This is a genomic window from Curtobacterium sp. MCBD17_035 (genome assembly GCF_003234815.2).
Lineage (GTDB): Bacteria > Actinomycetota > Actinomycetes > Actinomycetales > Microbacteriaceae > Curtobacterium.
In genome coordinates, this window is sequence record NZ_CP126279.1 from 1,215,450 (window position 1) to 1,230,796 (window position 15,347).

At 73.2% G+C, this 15,347-nt stretch carries 19 protein-coding genes and 1 riboswitch; of the genes, 8 read left to right on the top strand and 11 right to left on the bottom strand.

Annotated elements, in window-relative coordinates:
• The first annotated feature begins 35 nt into the window (after window positions 1-35).
• Entirely contained in the window at window positions 36-455 is a 420-nt protein-coding gene (locus DEI93_RS05785) for a DUF6892 domain-containing protein (protein WP_111008569.1), read from the top strand.
• A 36-nt stretch (window positions 456-491) separates the two neighbouring features.
• Entirely contained in the window at window positions 492-1,133 is a 642-nt protein-coding gene (locus DEI93_RS05790; RefSeq protein ID WP_111119440.1) for a hypothetical protein, read from the top strand.
• An 11-nt stretch (window positions 1,134-1,144) separates the two neighbouring features.
• Here DEI93_RS05790 and DEI93_RS05795 read toward each other — a convergent pair whose 3' ends face one another.
• Window positions 1,145-1,783 (bottom strand): uracil-DNA glycosylase, encoded by a 639-nt coding sequence (locus tag DEI93_RS05795; protein ID WP_111119439.1) that lies wholly within the window; start codon window positions 1,781-1,783, stop codon window positions 1,145-1,147.
• Window positions 1,784-1,933: 150 nt separating this feature from the next.
• Between DEI93_RS05795 and DEI93_RS05800 the strand changes: the two genes are divergently transcribed.
• Window positions 1,934-2,425 (top strand): SRPBCC domain-containing protein, encoded by a 492-nt coding sequence (locus tag DEI93_RS05800; RefSeq protein WP_111119438.1) that lies wholly within the window; start codon window positions 1,934-1,936, stop codon window positions 2,423-2,425.
• Between the two features lie 16 nt (window positions 2,426-2,441).
• On the opposite strand, the gene DEI93_RS05805 is transcribed toward DEI93_RS05800, so the two are convergent.
• From DEI93_RS05805 to DEI93_RS05820, 4 genes are all read right to left on the bottom strand, one after another.
• Window positions 2,442-3,482, bottom strand: coding sequence for a GmrSD restriction endonuclease domain-containing protein (locus DEI93_RS05805; protein WP_258372197.1), 1,041 nt, complete (start codon window positions 3,480-3,482; stop codon window positions 2,442-2,444).
• Window positions 3,479-4,720 carry a glycosyltransferase gene (locus tag DEI93_RS05810; RefSeq protein WP_258372196.1) on the bottom strand — a complete coding sequence of 414 codons (1,242 nt, stop codon included), beginning with the start codon at window positions 4,718-4,720 and terminating at the stop codon, window positions 3,479-3,481. Before DEI93_RS05810 ends, DEI93_RS05805 begins: the two co-directional genes overlap by 4 nt.
• 244 nt (window positions 4,721-4,964) lie before the next feature.
• On the bottom strand, window positions 4,965-5,669 hold the full coding sequence (locus DEI93_RS05815) for a hypothetical protein (protein WP_111119436.1): 705 nt from the start codon (window positions 5,667-5,669) through the stop codon (window positions 4,965-4,967).
• A complete protein-coding gene (locus DEI93_RS05820; protein WP_111008575.1) occupies window positions 5,666-5,845 on the bottom strand; it encodes a ribbon-helix-helix domain-containing protein in 180 nt (59 codons plus the stop codon). The genes DEI93_RS05815 and DEI93_RS05820 overlap by 4 nt, the downstream gene beginning before the upstream one ends.
• A gap of 194 nt (window positions 5,846-6,039) precedes the next feature.
• Here DEI93_RS05820 and ligD point away from each other — a divergent pair, with 194 nt between their 5' ends.
• On the top strand, window positions 6,040-7,065 hold the full coding sequence (gene ligD / locus DEI93_RS05825) for a non-homologous end-joining DNA ligase (protein ID WP_111008576.1): 1,026 nt from the start codon (window positions 6,040-6,042) through the stop codon (window positions 7,063-7,065).
• A 119-nt stretch (window positions 7,066-7,184) separates the two neighbouring features.
• Here ligD and DEI93_RS05830 read toward each other — a convergent pair whose 3' ends face one another.
• The 6 genes from DEI93_RS05830 to DEI93_RS05855 all read right to left on the bottom strand — a co-directional run bounded on the left by DEI93_RS05830 (window position 7,185) and on the right by DEI93_RS05855 (window position 12,122).
• Complete coding sequence (locus DEI93_RS05830) at window positions 7,185-7,334, bottom strand: hypothetical protein (protein WP_181435283.1); 150 nt, start codon at window positions 7,332-7,334, stop codon at window positions 7,185-7,187.
• Entirely contained in the window at window positions 7,331-7,597 is a 267-nt protein-coding gene (locus DEI93_RS05835) for a hypothetical protein (RefSeq protein WP_111008577.1), read from the bottom strand. Before DEI93_RS05835 ends, DEI93_RS05830 begins: the two co-directional genes overlap by 4 nt.
• A complete protein-coding gene (locus tag DEI93_RS05840; protein ID WP_181434666.1) occupies window positions 7,594-7,761 on the bottom strand; it encodes a hypothetical protein in 168 nt (55 codons plus the stop codon). The genes DEI93_RS05835 and DEI93_RS05840 overlap by 4 nt, the downstream gene beginning before the upstream one ends.
• Before the next feature lie 275 nt (window positions 7,762-8,036).
• Window positions 8,037-9,275: a putative hexosyltransferase gene (locus DEI93_RS05845; protein WP_111119435.1), complete on the bottom strand. Its 1,239-nt coding sequence runs from the start codon at window positions 9,273-9,275 to the stop codon at window positions 8,037-8,039.
• A gap of 4 nt (window positions 9,276-9,279) precedes the next feature.
• Window positions 9,280-10,335: an ATP-dependent DNA ligase gene (locus tag DEI93_RS05850; protein WP_111012673.1), complete on the bottom strand. Its 1,056-nt coding sequence runs from the start codon at window positions 10,333-10,335 to the stop codon at window positions 9,280-9,282.
• Between the two features lie 101 nt (window positions 10,336-10,436).
• Window positions 10,437-12,122: an AMP-binding protein gene (locus DEI93_RS05855; RefSeq protein ID WP_111119434.1), complete on the bottom strand. Its 1,686-nt coding sequence runs from the start codon at window positions 12,120-12,122 to the stop codon at window positions 10,437-10,439.
• Between the two features lie 153 nt (window positions 12,123-12,275).
• Window positions 12,276-12,373: riboswitch (TPP riboswitch) on the top strand.
• On the opposite strand from DEI93_RS05855, the gene thiM reads away from it, so the two are divergent.
• The 4 genes from thiM (at window position 12,365) to DEI93_RS05875 (ending at window position 15,271) form a co-directional block, all read left to right on the top strand.
• A complete protein-coding gene (gene thiM, locus DEI93_RS05860; protein ID WP_111119433.1) occupies window positions 12,365-13,174 on the top strand; it encodes a hydroxyethylthiazole kinase in 810 nt (269 codons plus the stop codon). It overlaps the preceding riboswitch by 9 nt.
• Window positions 13,171-13,821 (top strand): thiamine phosphate synthase, encoded by a 651-nt coding sequence (gene thiE / locus DEI93_RS05865; protein WP_111119432.1) that lies wholly within the window; start codon window positions 13,171-13,173, stop codon window positions 13,819-13,821. The genes thiM and thiE overlap by 4 nt, the downstream gene beginning before the upstream one ends.
• A complete protein-coding gene (gene thiD, locus DEI93_RS05870; RefSeq protein ID WP_111119431.1) occupies window positions 13,818-14,627 on the top strand; it encodes a bifunctional hydroxymethylpyrimidine kinase/phosphomethylpyrimidine kinase in 810 nt (269 codons plus the stop codon). The genes thiE and thiD overlap by 4 nt, the downstream gene beginning before the upstream one ends.
• Window positions 14,624-15,271: a TenA family protein gene (locus DEI93_RS05875; RefSeq protein WP_111119430.1), complete on the top strand. Its 648-nt coding sequence runs from the start codon at window positions 14,624-14,626 to the stop codon at window positions 15,269-15,271. The genes thiD and DEI93_RS05875 overlap by 4 nt, the downstream gene beginning before the upstream one ends.
• Window positions 15,272-15,347: the final 76 nt, after the last annotated feature.

Genomic DNA, 15,347 nt, shown 5'->3' on the forward strand with positions numbered 1-15,347 from the left:
GCCACGGCACCGGCGGCGGGGATACGATCCCGGGCATGGAAACGCCCGAGGAGCCGTACGACTTCGCCGACCAGAACGCCAAGCTCATCGTCCTCGAGGCGCTGTGCTACGACCTCGACGTCCTCGAGCCGTACGCGGGTGCGGCCCACGAGGACGCCGAGGACGAGGACGAGGTCGTCGAGGGCTCCGGGCAGCTCGCCCGCGAGTACTACGAGGACCTCGAGGTCCTGCCCTCGCAGCTCGCGCTGGTGACGCAGCTGACCGTCGACGGGGACCTCCAGATCTACGGCGACGTCGATCCCGACTGGAGCGGGGACGACGACCGCCACGACCCGCTGACGTGGAGCGACATCGTGGAGTTGCCGGCGCTCGAAACCGTGTGGACGTCCGCGCCGTTGCCCGCGCACGTCGACGCCGAGCTCCGGGCCAAGGGCGTGACGATCGAGACCACGTAGGTCGGCGGTGTCGGGGGTGTCCGGCAGGGTGTCGGCATGAGCGGCATCGACACGTGGATCCAGGTCGTCGGGACCGTCGTCGCGCTGCTCGGCGTGGTCGTGTCGTGGGTGTACACCGCGCGGCAGCAGCAGCGTGACGCCCGGACCGCCGAGCGCGCCCGTCGAGCTGCGGAGCAGGACCGGCTCGCCGCCGCCGCGAGCGCCGAACGGGCCGAGCGCACCTCGGCGCTGTCCATCGACACCCTCGAGCGCATCGCCGGCGCGCTCGAACGCCTGGCACGACCAGGCGGGGGTCCGCCGTCCACGCCCGCTCCGTCGGACGCCGGCCGGGAGGCCCGTGCCGCGTCGGTCCCTCCGGCTCCGTCCGTCTCGTGGCGGATCGCGTCGGCGCCGGACGGCGGTGCCGTCCTCCGGAACACCGGCACGGCGAGCGCGTTCGACGTGCGTCTGACGGCGGACCCGACCATGCCGGTCGTCGTGTCCGAGCCGCCGGCGGACCTCGCCGCGGGGGAGTCCCTCGCGTTCCGGGCCGTCCCCGACGCCGCGACGCGGGACCGGACCCTGACGGTGACGTGGCGGGCGACACCGGACGGGCCGACGTCCCGATGGCGGTACCCGTTCCTCCCGGCCGACGGTGCGAGCGGAGGCGACGTGTCCGCGAGCCGTCCCGCGCCCTGATCCGCGCCGGCTCAGCGGACGGCCGCGGAGAACGCGGCGAGCTGGTCCGTGAACTGTCGTGCGCCGCCCTGGGCGGGGTGGCGGACGGCGACCGCGTCGATGCCGGCGGTGGCGAGCGCTCCCTGGGCCTTCCGCCCCACGGCGACGACGTGCTCGATGCGCAGCGCCTCGAGCAGCGCGAGCGTCGCGGGAGCGCCGGCTCGGACCTCGGCCGGTCGGGGCGTCCGGTTCGTGCGTCGGTCGGGCGCGGCGAACGGGTGGTGCGGGTACACCGGCCACGCGACGGGCAACGGCCCCGCCCAGTCCCGGAGCGCGGCCCAGACCACCCGCGAGGAGGCCTCCCACGGCGCGGTCGGCGCCGGCGGTCGCGCGAAGCCGTCACCCTCGGCGGCCCCGGTCACGATCCCCGGGCGCGCGTCGAGTTCCCGCACGCTGACGAACGGCAGGCCCGTGTTCGTCATGCCCCGCCAGCCGGGGGCCTCGGCGACGAGCAGCACGGTCGATCCGGCGTCGGCGAGCAGGCGCAGGTACCGGTCGAGGTTGCCGCGTCGGAGCGTGCCCTCCGCCGACGCGTCGTACAACGCCTCGGCGTCGTCGGGCACCGGGACCGCGTCGAGCGCCGACCAGAACGCGGCGAGGTCGAGGGGCATGTCCCCATCCTGCCGCTCGCACCATCGGCCGAGCACGACCGTCGCGGTCCTTGACGTCCGACCGCGAGCCCGAATACGGTGCTGCCGCGCGCTGACACGAGCACGACGAACCCGGCCGCACCGCCGCGGCCGAATCCGGAAGGACCCCCGATGCCTCAGGACGACCCCCGCGGCCCGGCCGAGACGGAGCACATCCGCGTCGGCGACCAGAGCGTTCGGCACCGTCGCGAGTTCGATGCATCCGCGAGCGCCGTGCAACGCGCCCACACCGATCCCGAGCGCTTCGTCCGGTGGATGGGGCCCCACGGCACCACCGTCCGGCTCGACCGGTTCGACGCGGTGACCGGCGGTGCGTTCCGCTACGTCGTCGAGGCGGCGAACGGCGACGGCTGGGCCTTCCGTGGCTCGTACCACGAGGTCGTGCCGGGTCGCATCGTCCACACGTGGGAGTACGAGGGCGAGAGCGGGGTGACGCTCGAGACCCTGCGGTTCGTGGACCTCGAGGGCGGGCGATCCGCGCTCGAGATCACCTCGACCCACGCCTCGAAGGAGGCCTGCGACGCCGTCCTCGCGAGCGGGATCGACGCCGGGATGGACGAGGACTTCGAGCGGATCGACGAGCTCCTCGCCGGTCAGGGGTAGCACCGGCCGTCCGCGGTCAGTCCTCGCAGGCCGTGCCGTCGCCGTCGCGGTCGAGCTGGCGCGAGTACCCCGGGTCGCCGACGTGGAGCGGTGCCGCACCGGCTGCCCGGACCGCCGCACAGTTCGCGAAGCTCGGTGCCGGCGTCGGACCGGCAGGTGTCGCAGCCGGCGCTCCGGGAGCCGCAGGAGTCGCCGGAGCGGGGGCGACGGCGGCGCCGCCCGACCCGCTTCCGGCGGCCGTGCCTCCCGGTCGGGCCGAGAACGCCGTGCGGACCGCGGGCTGCATCGGGCAGGTCGCCAGGATCCGGGCGATCGCGTCGTGTTCGGCTGGGGTGACCCAGAGTCCGTACGCGGCCTTCACCGCGACCTGCCGGGCCACGTAGGAGCACCGGAACGCGACGACGTGCGGCAGCCATGTGGCGGCATCACCGGACCCCTTCTGCTCGTTCGACGGCCCGTCGACCGCCAGGAGGTTGCCCGGGTCGTTCGCCAGGTCCTCCCGAGCCTCCTGGTCGAGCTGCTGCGCCCCCGTCTGCCAGGCGTCCTCGAGCGCCACGACGTGGTCGATCTGCACGGCGGCCGAGGTCGTCGCGCCGCGCGTGAACCGGATCGCCGCTCCCGTGTAGGGCGACACGAGGGTGCCGGACAGCACCCGGCAGCCTCCCGGGCGCTCGACGTCCGTGAGATCGCGCGCCAGGACGTCGTCGCGGGTGTCACATCCGTCGTGGTCGCGGTCGAGCCAGGCGGTGCCGAAGTCGCCGACGCGGTCGTACCCGGTCGCCGCGGCGCGGCCCTTGACGGGCAGCGTCGCCAGGAGGGCGACGGCGGTGCCTGTCGCCGTGGAGGGGGTGTCGGCGGCACCCGGGGCGGTCGCCGCGCTCGCGGCAGCGCTCACGCTCACCGCGCCGGGGCCGGCAGCAGCGGTGCCCGCCCCGCCGATGCCGCCGGTGCCGGAGCCGGGAGGCACGCTGCCGCTCACCGCCGAGCACCCGGTCAGCAGGCACAGGGTCCCGGCGACGAGCGCCGCCCGGACGACTCGCCGGAGCACGGCGCTCACGCGGACGCGGAGCGCCGGCGCTCCTCGACGCGCGCGATCACCGACCGGTAGGTCTCGACGAGCCCCTCGGCGGACCGCTCCCAGCTGAGCCGCTCCGCGCGCTCCCGCCCCGCCGCGGCGAGCTGGTCCGCGAGCGCCGGATCGGTCAGGACGGTCGCGATGACGCCCGCCCAGACCTCCGGGTCGCGCGACTCCACGACGACGCCGGTCTCACCGTCCACGACCGCCTCGCGCAGGCCACCCGCGGCGGCGGCGACCACCGGCACGCCGGACGCGGAGCCCTCGAGCGCGACGAGACCGTACGTCTCGGAGTGCGACGGCACGAGCACGAGTCCTGCGTTGCGGAACAGCATCGCCAGGTCCGGGCGCGACTGCGGACCGACGAACCGGACCCGGTCCCCGATGCCGAGTCGATCCGCGAGCGCGCGGAGCTCCTCGACGTATCCGGTCGCCTCGCTCGACGCATCGCCCGCGATCACCAGGTCCGGCCGAACGGCCTCGGGAACGGCGGCGACCGCGGCGATCGCCAGGTCGAGGCCCTTGAGGGGCTGCACGCGCGCGGCCGCGACGGCGTAGCGGGGGCGGTCGTGGGCGGCGGCGCGGGTCGCGGCGCTCGCCGGACGGAACACCGAGCCGTCGACGCCGGGTGGCACGATGACCACCCGATCCGCTGCGGCGCCGAGCCGGGAGCGGACGGTGTCGGCCTCGGCCTCGCTGATCGCGACGACGGCGTCCGACTCGCGCGCCAGGAACGCCTCGCCCTCCATCCGGCCCGCCGACTCGGGGCGCTCGCCCTCGGACAGCGGAGTCGCTGCGTCGGCGGCGATCGAGTGGAAGGACTGCACGTGGGGGACCCCGTGCTCCCGAGCCACCGGCAGCGCGGCCATGCCCGAGAACCAGTGGTGGGCGTGGAACACGTCGTACGGACCGAGCTCCGCCAGTCCCGCCCGGAACGGCTCGATGAAGGCGTCGTGTTCGCCCTTCGGGACCGGCTGTGCGGGCCCGGCCGACAGGAATCGGAGGCACACGCCCGCGACGATCTCGACGGAGTCCGGCTGCGTCGGTGACGACCGGCGGGTGACGATCTCGACCCGATGCCCGAGGTCCGCGAGCGCCTCGGCCTGGTGTCGCACGACGACGTTCATCCCACCGACCTCGCCGGAACCGGGCTCGTCCCCGGGGGAGGTGTGCAGCGACACGAGCGCGATCCGGAGCGGGGTGGCGGGGGTGTCGGTCACCGCGTCAGCCTACTGGCGAGCGGGTCGCGCCCCGCCCCGCTTCCCATCTCATCGAGATCGCAGTCGTTGCCGCTTCGATCCCCATTGAAGCGACACCGGCTGCGATCTCGTGACCCTCGTACGGGGGGTGGTTGCGGTCGTTGCCGCTTCGACCGGACCCGGAGCGACACCTTCTGCCATCTCGCGGGAGGACCGAGCGGACGCGGGGCAGGGCGAGCGGGCCGCGGTCGGCCTGGGGCTGGGCTCAGTCCTGACGCGAGTACCCGTGGAGGTCCTCCTGGGCTCCGTTGACCCACAGTCGCCAGCCGTCGGGCGTGGTCACGAGGACGGTCCGGTTGTATGCCTCGTCGACCACGTCCGCCTCGTACCCGCCGGCGCGGAGACGTGCGGCGAGTGCGTCGAGGTCGCCGTGGTGCTCGAACGACAGCTCGGTGCGGCCGTCCTCCCCGTGGTGCAGGGCCGCGAGGCCGCCGTCGTCCGCGGTGAAGGCCGCCCATCCGCCGCCGTCGGCCGCGATCCGGGGTCGGAGACCCACCGCACGGAACACGCGTGCGGCGTCCGCGACCGACGACGCGTACCGGATGGGCATGACGCCGGTCGCGCCGCCGGCGGCTGCACGGTCCGCGGTGGTGATGGTGACGGGAGCACCGGCGACGTCGACGGCGAGCAGCTCCCCGCCGTCGGCGAGCGTGGTGGTCCGGACCGCGACTCCGGTGCCCTCGAGCGAGCGCCGCACTGCCGGGAGGTCCGCCACCAGCACCTGCAGATCGACCCGTCCGTCGTCGACCGCTCCGGCATCGACGCCGCGGATGGCGAGGACCCCGTCGCCGTCGAACTCCGTCCAGTCGTCGTCGGCAGGGGCATCGTGCCGTCGGAGCCCGAGCGCCGTCGCGAGGTCGTGCCACGCGGCGGGGTGGGCGGTGTCCAGGATGCTGCGGATGGTGGTCATGGCCGTTCCCCCTCCGTCGGGGCGGCCTCAGCACCCGACAGGTACGTGGACATCACGTGTTCGACGAGCGACGAGAGCGAGACCCCCTCGTCGATGGCGCGGTGCTTGAGCTCGCGGACGAGTTCGGCCGGCAGGTACACGTTGAACTGCACCTTGCTGCCGTTACTGGCTACCATGCTAGCAATCTAGACCGAGACGACCCGGGTGTCCATGGTGGTGTCCATGGTGCCGGTCGGGCGACGGCGACCGAGGCCCGCCGGGCGCCGGCCCCCCCCGACTCGATGGAAGCGGTCTGGACGGGCGGGACCGGACCGACGCCGGTGTGCGGGGCGGTGCCGCGCCTCCCGGTCGGCCGGCGTAGGTTGCACGGATGGCGAGCAACGCGACGATGCTGACGGTGCCCGGACCGGACGGCGACCGCGAGGTCCGGATCTCGAGCCCCGACCGCGTGCTGTGGCCGCAGCTCGGGCTGACGAAGCTCGACCTCGCGCACTATCTCGTCGCCGTGGGGGACGCGTTCGTGCGCGCGAACGGGGACCGGCCGGTGTCGCTCCAGCGGTTCCCCGAGGGCGTCGACGGCGAGCAGTTCTTCTCGAAGAACCCGCCGAAGGGCGCGCCCGACTACGTGCGCGCCGTGACCGTGACCTACCCGAGCGCCCGCGCACACCCGCAGATGATCATCGACGAGCCCGCCGCGGCGGTGTGGGCGGCGCAGATGAACACCGTCGTGTTCCACCCCTGGGCGTCACGGGCCGAGCGGAGCGACCACCCGGACCAGCTGCGGATCGACCTCGACCCGCAACCGGGCACCGACTTCCACGACGCCGTCCCCGCCGCGCTCGAGCTGCGGAAGGTCCTCGACGAAGCGGGGTTGACCGCGTGGATCAAGACCTCGGGGAACCGCGGCCTGCACGTGTACGCGCCGATCGAGCCCGAATGGGAGTTCCTCGACGTGCGGCACGCGGTGATCGCCGCCGCCCGCGAACTCGAACGTCGGATGCCGGAGCAGGTGACGACCGCGTGGTGGAAGGAAGAGCGCGGCGAGCGGATCTTCGTCGACTTCAACCAGGCGAACCGGGATCGGACGATCGCCGGTGCCTACAGCCCCCGAGCACTCCCGCACGCGTCCGTCTCGACCCCGCTCCGATGGGAGGAACTGTCGGAGACCGACCCGCGGACACACACGGTGCGTACGATCCCGGAGCGACTCCGCGCCGTCGGTGACCCGTGGGAGGACATGCACGCGCAGCCCGCCCGCATCGACGCGTTGCTGGCATGGTGGGAGCGGGACCTCGCTGCCGGTCTGGGCGAGATGCCGTTCCCGCCCGACTACCCGAAGATGCCGGGGGAGCCGCCCCGCGTCCAGCCGTCGCGGGCGCGCAAGCAGCAGGCCTGACGCGCCCCGGCCGAGATCGCAGAACGCGCCGCGTCTCCGCGCCGAGAATGCAGAACGCGCCGCTGCACCCGGAGGTGAGCGGCGCGATGTGCGATCTGGGCTGCGGTGCCGATCGGTTCCTACAGGCCGAGCGTTGCCTCGTCGCGGGCGGTGCGCCCGTCCTCGGTGCGCTTGGTCTGCGTCGGGAGGCCCGCGCTCGCCGTGTGGAGGCGGGTCAAGCGCGACCACGTCCCGCGGTGCGCGTCGCTGATGCCGTCGATGCCGTTCATGCTGCCATTCCTTCCGTGCCGAAGAGCGTGGTCATGTGCTCGATGAGGTGCTGCTTCGCGAGGTCGAGCGTCGAGAAGTCCCCGACGTAGCGCCCGAAGGTGTCCATCGCGTAGTGGTGCGCGCCGTGCTGGTCGATGGTGCCGCCGAAGTACCCGGCGTGCGTCGCGACCCAGAGACCCTCGTCCGCGAGGGCCCAGGTGGTCGTCGGTGCCGGAGCGGCGGCGCGCTCGATGAGCGGCGTGACGATGGCGGGGGCGTTCACGCGCCGAGCCCGAGGGTGACGAGCGCGAGGCTCGCGACGGTGACGCTGACGATGCCGGTCACGGTCGCGCTGGCGACGAGTGCGCGCTGGTGCCGCGCCTCCCGGATCTCCGTGAACGGGCTGCGCTGCGCCGTGTGACGGACGGGGAGGAGATGCGTGCTCATGGTGGTCCTGTTCTCGAAGGGCAGTGCCCAGGAACTCGTTCGGTTCGGAGACTATCTCCGACCTGGAACAACTGTGGCACGGAGTTACTAGTTCGCCTAACTATGGAGGAGAACTGTGCGGAATTCGGACAGTCGGTTTGTTTCCCCGGCGCCGGGCGACACGGAAGGCACTGATCGGCGTCCTCGACCCGCTGATCGTCGCATCGCTGGGTGAACCGTGCCCCTCCTCGGGGGGACGGCCGCGTGAACGGGACAGTCCGATCGGGAACCGCGGGTCAGGGTGGCCAGGCGACCCAGAGCGCCCAGATCGCGATCGGCTGGAACGCGATGCCGACGACCAACGTCGCCGTCGCGCGACGCGGTGAGGCGGACAGCGCAGGGGTCCCGAGCACCGGGGACAGCGGCAGCAACATGCGGAAGGTGCTCTGCTGCGGCAGGAACACCGCGACGAGGTACGCGACGTACGCGACGACGAACGCCCCGATCCCGACGCCGAGTGCACGACTCCGGAACGCCAGACACCAGCCGACGGCGACGAGGAGCAGTGCGACGATCGGCACGCCCCAGCCGCCGACGAGCCGTTCCGCGAACAGGAACCACGGCGTCAGCGGGCGGAACACCGCGGCGGCGTCCCCGATGTAGTCCCGCCACCAGGCGGTCTCCGTGGCCACGTAGCCGTCGCCGCGGCCGGTGACGAGCGTCACGACGACCGGCCACGCGAGTCCTGCCGCCGCGGTCACGAGACCGGACGCGACCACCGCGAGGTGCGTCCGGAGCGGCAGCGGCCGTCGACGCACGAGTGACGCCACCCACACCGCCGCGAGGGCGACCGGCACCGCGAGGGCACCGGGGTGCGTGAACGCCGCGGCCACCCCGAACGGCATCGCCACGAGCGGCCGGCCCCGGAGCACCGCCAGGAGTGCGGCGAACACGAGCGCGAGGAACAGGGACTCGGCGTACGCGACCTGGAACAGGAACCCGAGCGGTCCGAACGCGAAGAACAGCGCGCCCCACATCGCCGGACGGCTGCCGAACCGCTCCGCGAGCAGCCGGTGCAGGACGACCGTGGCCGCGCCGCCCGCCACCACCGACACGGTCACCGCGGCCGGTGCGTATCCGAGCGAGGTCAGCGACATGAGCGCGCGTACCACGGCCGGGTACACCGGGAGGAACGCCCACACGCTCTTCTGCACAGCACCGCCCGTCACGGGCAGGTCCGACGGGTAGCCGTGCAGGGCGATCCGCCGGTACCAGGCGCCGTCCCAGGCCGTGAGGAACCCGCCGAACCCGCCTGGAGCCCGGAGGGTCGCGTGTGCGTCGTGGACGCCGCCGCTCACGATCCAGGCGGTGAGCAGCAGGCCGGTCGCGAGCACCCGCGACACCGCGTAGCCGCCGAGCACGACGAGGGTCGCCACGCCCGGACGCGGGATCGTGAGCCGTCCGGGCGCGCGGTCGGACCACAGGCCGTCGCGGCCACGCGGACGTCCCCGCTCGACGAGGTCCCAGGCACCCACGGGATCAGCGCAGCACGCTGCTGAGGTCGTAGGCGATCGGCTGCTCGAGCTGCTCGAAGGTGCAGGAGCGCGCGTTCCGGTCGGGCCGCCACCGGTCGAACTGCACCGTGTGGCGGAACCGGTCGCCCTCCATCTGGTCGTACCGCACCTCGACGACGCGCTCCGGCTCGAGCTCGACGAACGAGGTGTCGCGCCCCGAGGCGAACCGGCTGCGTTCGGTGGCGCCGGTGACGGGCCTCCCGTCCGCGTCCCGCCGGACCAGTGGGTCCAGTTCGGTGACGAGTTCCCGCCGTCGGGCGTCGGAGAAGGCGGAGACGCCGCCGACCATGCGCAGCTCGCCGTCCGCGTCGTACAGGCCGAGCAGCAGGGACCCCACGCCCTCGCCCGACTTGTGGACGCGGTAGCCGACCACGACGACGTCGGCGGTGCGGTGGTGCTTCGCCTTGAGCATCGTGCGCTTGTTCGGCGCGTACGGCCCGGCGAGGGGCTTCGCGACGACACCGTCGAGTCCCGCCCCCTCGAACTCGACCAGCCAGCGGCGGGCTTCCTCGACGTCGAGCGTGCGCTGGGACACGAACAGCGGGTCCTCGAACGCGCGACCGAGCTCCTCGAGTGCGACGCGGCGCTCGGCGAACGGCAGGTCCCGCAGGTCCCGGTCCTCGAACGCGAGCAGGTCGAACGCCACGAAGGCAGCGGGGGTCTCGACCGAGAGCTTCCGGATCCGGGATGCGGCGGGGTGGATCCGCTGCGTCAGGGCGTCCCAGTCCAGCCGCTCCGCGCCCGGTTCGCCGGTCCGCACGACGATCTCGCCGTCGAGCACGCACGGCCCCGGCAGCTGGTCGCGGAACACCGCCACGAGCTCCGGGAAGTACCGGGTGAGCGTCTTCGACCCGCGGCTGCCGATCTCGACGTCCGTGCCGTCGTGGTAGACGATCCCGCGGAAGCCGTCCCACTTCGGCTCGTAGCTGAGGCCCCCGGGCACGGCGTCCGCGGCGGGGACGTCCGGGACGGCCTTGGCGAGCATCGGGGCGACGGGGTCCGCGGCGGTGGGGAGGGCCATCGACCCATCCAACGCCCCGCGGCCGGGAGGCTGCCGTCAGCGTCGACGGGCGCCGGCGGCGCTGACGGCCGTCGACGGCGCTGACGGCCGCGGCGGCGCCGTCAGTCCTGGGAGGACGTCACACCGCGCTGCTCCTCGGCGAGCATCGACGCGATCCGGTCGCGCAGCACGTTCTTGCGGACCTTGCCGACCGGGGTCATCGGGAGCTCGTCGATCACCACGAGGCGCTCCGGCAGCTTCTGCACGGCGATCTGTTTGCTCCGGAGGAAGTCGGTCAGGTCGGACAACGAGGGCTCGTCGTGACCGGGGGCGACCACCACGAAGGCGCACGAGCGCTCGCCCAGCCGCGGGTCCGGCATCGCGACGACGGCGACGGTGCGGACCGCGGGGTGCTCGCCGAGCAGGTCCTCGACCTCGCGCGACGAGATGTTGATGCCGCCGCGGATGATGATGTCCTTGATGCGGCCGCTCACCCGCACGAAGCCGTCCGCGTCCATCACGCCCAGATCGCCCGAGCGCGAGAACCCGTCAGGCGTGAACAGCGCGGCGGTCTGCTCCGGATCGCGGTAGTACCCGAGCATGTGGGACGGGCCCTGGTACACGATGTCGCCGCTCGTGCCGGCGGGGACCTCGACGCCGTCCTCGTCGACCACCTTCACGACGGAGTCCGCGAGGGCGCGGCCGTCCGAGAGCACGGACTTCTCGGGGGCGTCCTCGGGTGCGCACAACGCGGTCGTCATGTTCTCGCTCCGCCCGTAGAGGCTGAGGATCTGGCACGACGGGAACATCGCGCGCGCGGACTGCACGACGGCACCCGGGATCGGCGCGCCGGCGCACACCCAGTACCGCATCGAGCTGAGGTCGTGGCGCTCCGGGTCGAACGCCTCCATCACGGTCGTCAGGAACGTCGTCGACGTCACGGTGATCGTGCAGCCGTACTCGCGGATGCGCTCGATGCCCTCGTCCGGCGCCCAGACGGGCATGAAGTGGGTGCCGCCCCCCACCATGAGCGGCATGAGGAGGCCCGTGATGAGCCCGGTCGAGTGGCTCACGGGCGACGGGTTGAACATCACGTCGCCCTCGTCGACGTGCAGGCGCTCGTTGAGCAGGCGTGCGGCCGCGTGGATGGTGTTGAAGGTGTGGAAGCAGCCCTTCGGGCGGCTCGTGGTGCCCGAGGTGTAGACGACGAGGCAGCCATCGTCGGGGCCCGCGGTGTCACCGAGCGACGCGTCGAGCTCGTCGAGGTCGCCCTCGGCCGCCAGCGACGCGAGGTCGATCGCGCCGTCGAGCGCGTCCGGGTACTCGGCCCGGGCGACGACGACGTGGTCGAGGGTCGGGATCCGGTCCTTGAGCGCGGTGAACATGGCGAGGTGGTCGAAGCGGTGGAACACGTGCGGGCCGATCACGACCTTCGCCTCGGAGTGCTCGAGGACGTAGCCGACCTCGTCGTGCCGGAAGATCGGCATCGTGGGGATGAGGATCGCGCCGAGCCGCGAGAGCGCGACGACGATCGTGGCGAACTCCGCCCAGTTCGGCATCTGCACGACGACGCGGTCGCCCCGTTCCACGCCGAGGCCGCGCAGGCCGACGGCGAGGCGGATGGCGTCCTCGCGGAGCTGCCCGTACGTCAGCGTGAGCGTGCCGTCGGTGACGAGCGTCCGCTCCGGGTGGGCGTCGGCACGGTCGCGGACGATGTCGATGAGGACCCCGTCCTGCCAGTCACCGTTCGCGTAGTACCGCTCGACCTGGTCTGCCGTGTAGTTCCCGAGGGCGCTGCTCGCTGACATCGTGCTCCTGTTCCAACGTGGTGCCGCTGCTGGTTCGGAGACGGGTCGGGTCCGGATCGGGTTCGCACGGGACGCTCGGTCGTGGTCCGGCTCATCTTCGGCCGCTCGTCAGGCTAACAGCAGGGTGCGCCAATGTCCGACGGCCCTAGACTCGCCTGCGACGCGGGGTGCCTCCATCGAGCGAGGCTGAGAACAGACCCGTCGAACCTGATCTGGTTAGTACTAGCGAAGGGACGTCATCCGTGGCATCTCCATCTGTCCCACTCGACCCGTCGGCGCTCGCAGCGGCGTTGGACGGTCTCCGCGACCGCCCACCACTCGTGCAGTGCCTGACGAACATCGTCGTCGCACAGTGGACGGCGAACGTGCTGCTCGCGGTCGGCGCCGCGCCCGCCATGGTCGACAACCCGCACGAGGCCGGGCCGTTCGCCGGGGCCGCGGGCGGCGTGCTCGTGAACCTCGGCACCCCGCAGGAGCCGACCGTCGAGGCGATGACGGCGGCGGTGCTCAGCGCCGCGGAGCACGGGACGCCGTGGGTCCTCGACCCGGTCGCCGCGGGCGGGCTGGGATGGCGCACGGGCGTCGCCATGGACCTGCTCGAGCACCGGCCCTCCATCGTGCGCGGGAACGCATCGGAGATCATGGCGCTCGCGGGCGGCGCGGGCGGCAAGGGCGTGGACGCGACCGACAGCCCGGAGGCGGCGCTCGGGTCGGCGGAGGAGGTCGCCCGCCGCTTCCAGACGGTCGTCGCGGTGAGCGGACCCACCGACCACCTCACGGACGGCGACCGGACCGTCCGACTCCGTAACGGGCACCCCTGGATGACGCAGGTCACCGGGGTCGGCTGCGCACTGGGGGCGCTGATGGCCGCGTTCGCGGCGACGGGATCCGAACCGCTGCTCGCCGCGTCCGCGGCGACGGCGGTGCTCACCGTGGCCGCGGAGCAGGCCGCCCCGCTCAGCCGCGGGCCGGGCACCTTCGCCGTGCAGTTGCTCGACCAGCTCGCCTCGATCACGTCGGCCGAGGTCGCGGACCGGGTCCGGCTCGTATGAGCGCCTCCCGGTCGTCCGACCTGTCCCTCTACCTCGTCACCGACACGCGGATGTGCGGGGCGAGGGGTGTCGCCGACACCGTCCAGGAGGCCGTGGGCGCCGGCGTCACGGCCGTGCAGCTCCGAGACCACGATGCATCCGACGACGAGTTCGTCGCGATGGGCCGCGCGGTCGTCGCCGCCGTCGGCGGGCGGGTCCCCGTGCTCGTCGACGACCGGGTCGCACTCGTGCGCGCCATCGGAGCCGACGGCGCGCACGTGGGGCAATCCGACCTGCACCCGGTGCTGGCACGACGTCTGCTCGGACCGAGCGCACTCATCGGGCTCTCCGCCCTGACCGTCGCCCACGTGCACGCCGCGGAGGCGATGGGGCCGGGCGTCATCGACTACCTCGGCGTCGGTCCGGTGTGGCCGCAGAGCACCAAGCCGGACGCCGCCGAGCCCTGCGGACTCGACGGATTGCGTGCCGTGGTCGATGCCAGCGCCTGGCCGTGCGTCGCCATCGGCGGTGTCGACGTCGCCCGTGCGCCGTCGGTCCGGGCCAGCGGTGCGGCGGGGATGGCCGTGGTCAGTGCGATCTGCGGCCGGCCCGACGTCGCGGCAGCCACGTCCGCGCTCAGAACTGCCTGGGGGAGTGGTGCCCGATGAGGCCACCGGTCGCCCTGAGCATCGCCGGCAGTGACCCGTCCGGCGGGGCGGGGATCCAGGCGGACCTGAAGACCTTCAGCGCGCTCGGCGCGTACGGAACGACCGTTCTGACCGCCTTGACCGCGCAGAGCACCACCGGCGTGTACGGCGTGCACGAGGTGCCCTCGTCCTTCGTCGCCGAGCAGCTGCGTGTGCTCACCGACGACGTCCGCGTCGACGCGGTGAAGATCGGCATGCTCGCCACCGCCGGGACCATCGACGTGGTCGCCGCGTTCCTCCGGGTGCCACTGTGCGACGTCGTCGTGCTCGACCCCGTGATGGTCGCCACGAGCGGTGACCTCCTGCTCCGTCCCGACGCGGTCCACGCCATGACGGAGCTCCTGCCGCTCGTCTCGCTCGTCACGCCGAACATCCCGGAGGCCGCGGCGCTGCTCGCGACGGCGCCCGCCATGTCCGTCGACGCGATGTGCGACCAGGCACGCGAACTCGTGCGCCGCGGTGCTCGTCGCGTGCTCCTCAAGGGCGGACACCTCGACACCGGAGACGAGGTCGTCGACGTCCTCGCCGATGCGTCGGGGGTCGAGTGCCTCCGGAGCCTGAGGATCCCGACGGAGAACACCCACGGCACGGGGTGCAGCCTGTCCTCGGCGGTCGCGGCACTGCGGCCGCGACGGGGTTCGTGGGCGGAGGCGGTCCGTGACGGCCGGTCCTGGCTGCAGGACGCGCTCGCGGGCGCCGACGTGCTCGACGTCGGACAGGGCCACGGCCCCGTCCACCACTTCGTGCACCTGTGGGACGAGCGATGAGCTTCACGGACGAGGTCTGGGAGACCGTGGCGCCGATCCGCGATGCGGTGGACGCGCTCCCGTTCCTCGTGGCGCTCGAGCGCGGTTCCCTCCCGAGGGCGACGTTCCTCCACTACCTCGAGCAGGACGCGGCGTACCTGGGGGCGTACGCGAGGGTCCTGGCCGCCGCGGCGACTCGAGCCGACGACGCCGCTGACCTCGCCTTCTGGAGCAACGCCGCCGCGAACGCGGTCGCCGTCGAGCGGCAGCTGCACGCCTCGCACGGTGTGGACGGCTCCTCGGTGGCCCCGTCACCGACCTGCGTCGCGTACACGTCGTACCTGCTGTCGCTCACGGCGTCGTCGTCGTACCCGGTGATCGTCGCGGGCGTGCTGCCGTGCTTCTGGCTCTACGACGACGTCGGACGCCGGTTGCGGCACCGCGTGGGCGACCTCGACGGCCATCCGTACGGGGACTGGATCGGGACCTACGGGGATCCGGGCTTCGCCGCGGTCACCGCCGAGGCCCGCGACGTGGTCGACCGTGCCGCGGATGCAGCCTCCGCCCACCAGGTCGAGCAGATGCGACAGGCGTTCACCACGGCGTCGCGCTACGAGTGGATGTTCTGGGACGCCGCGTGGCGGCACGAGGTGTGGCCGGTGTGACGGGCGTCGCGGCGGATGGCTGCAGCCGCCCGGCACCGACGGGGGCGACTCGGGCGGCGCGGCCGCTCGCGCGCCG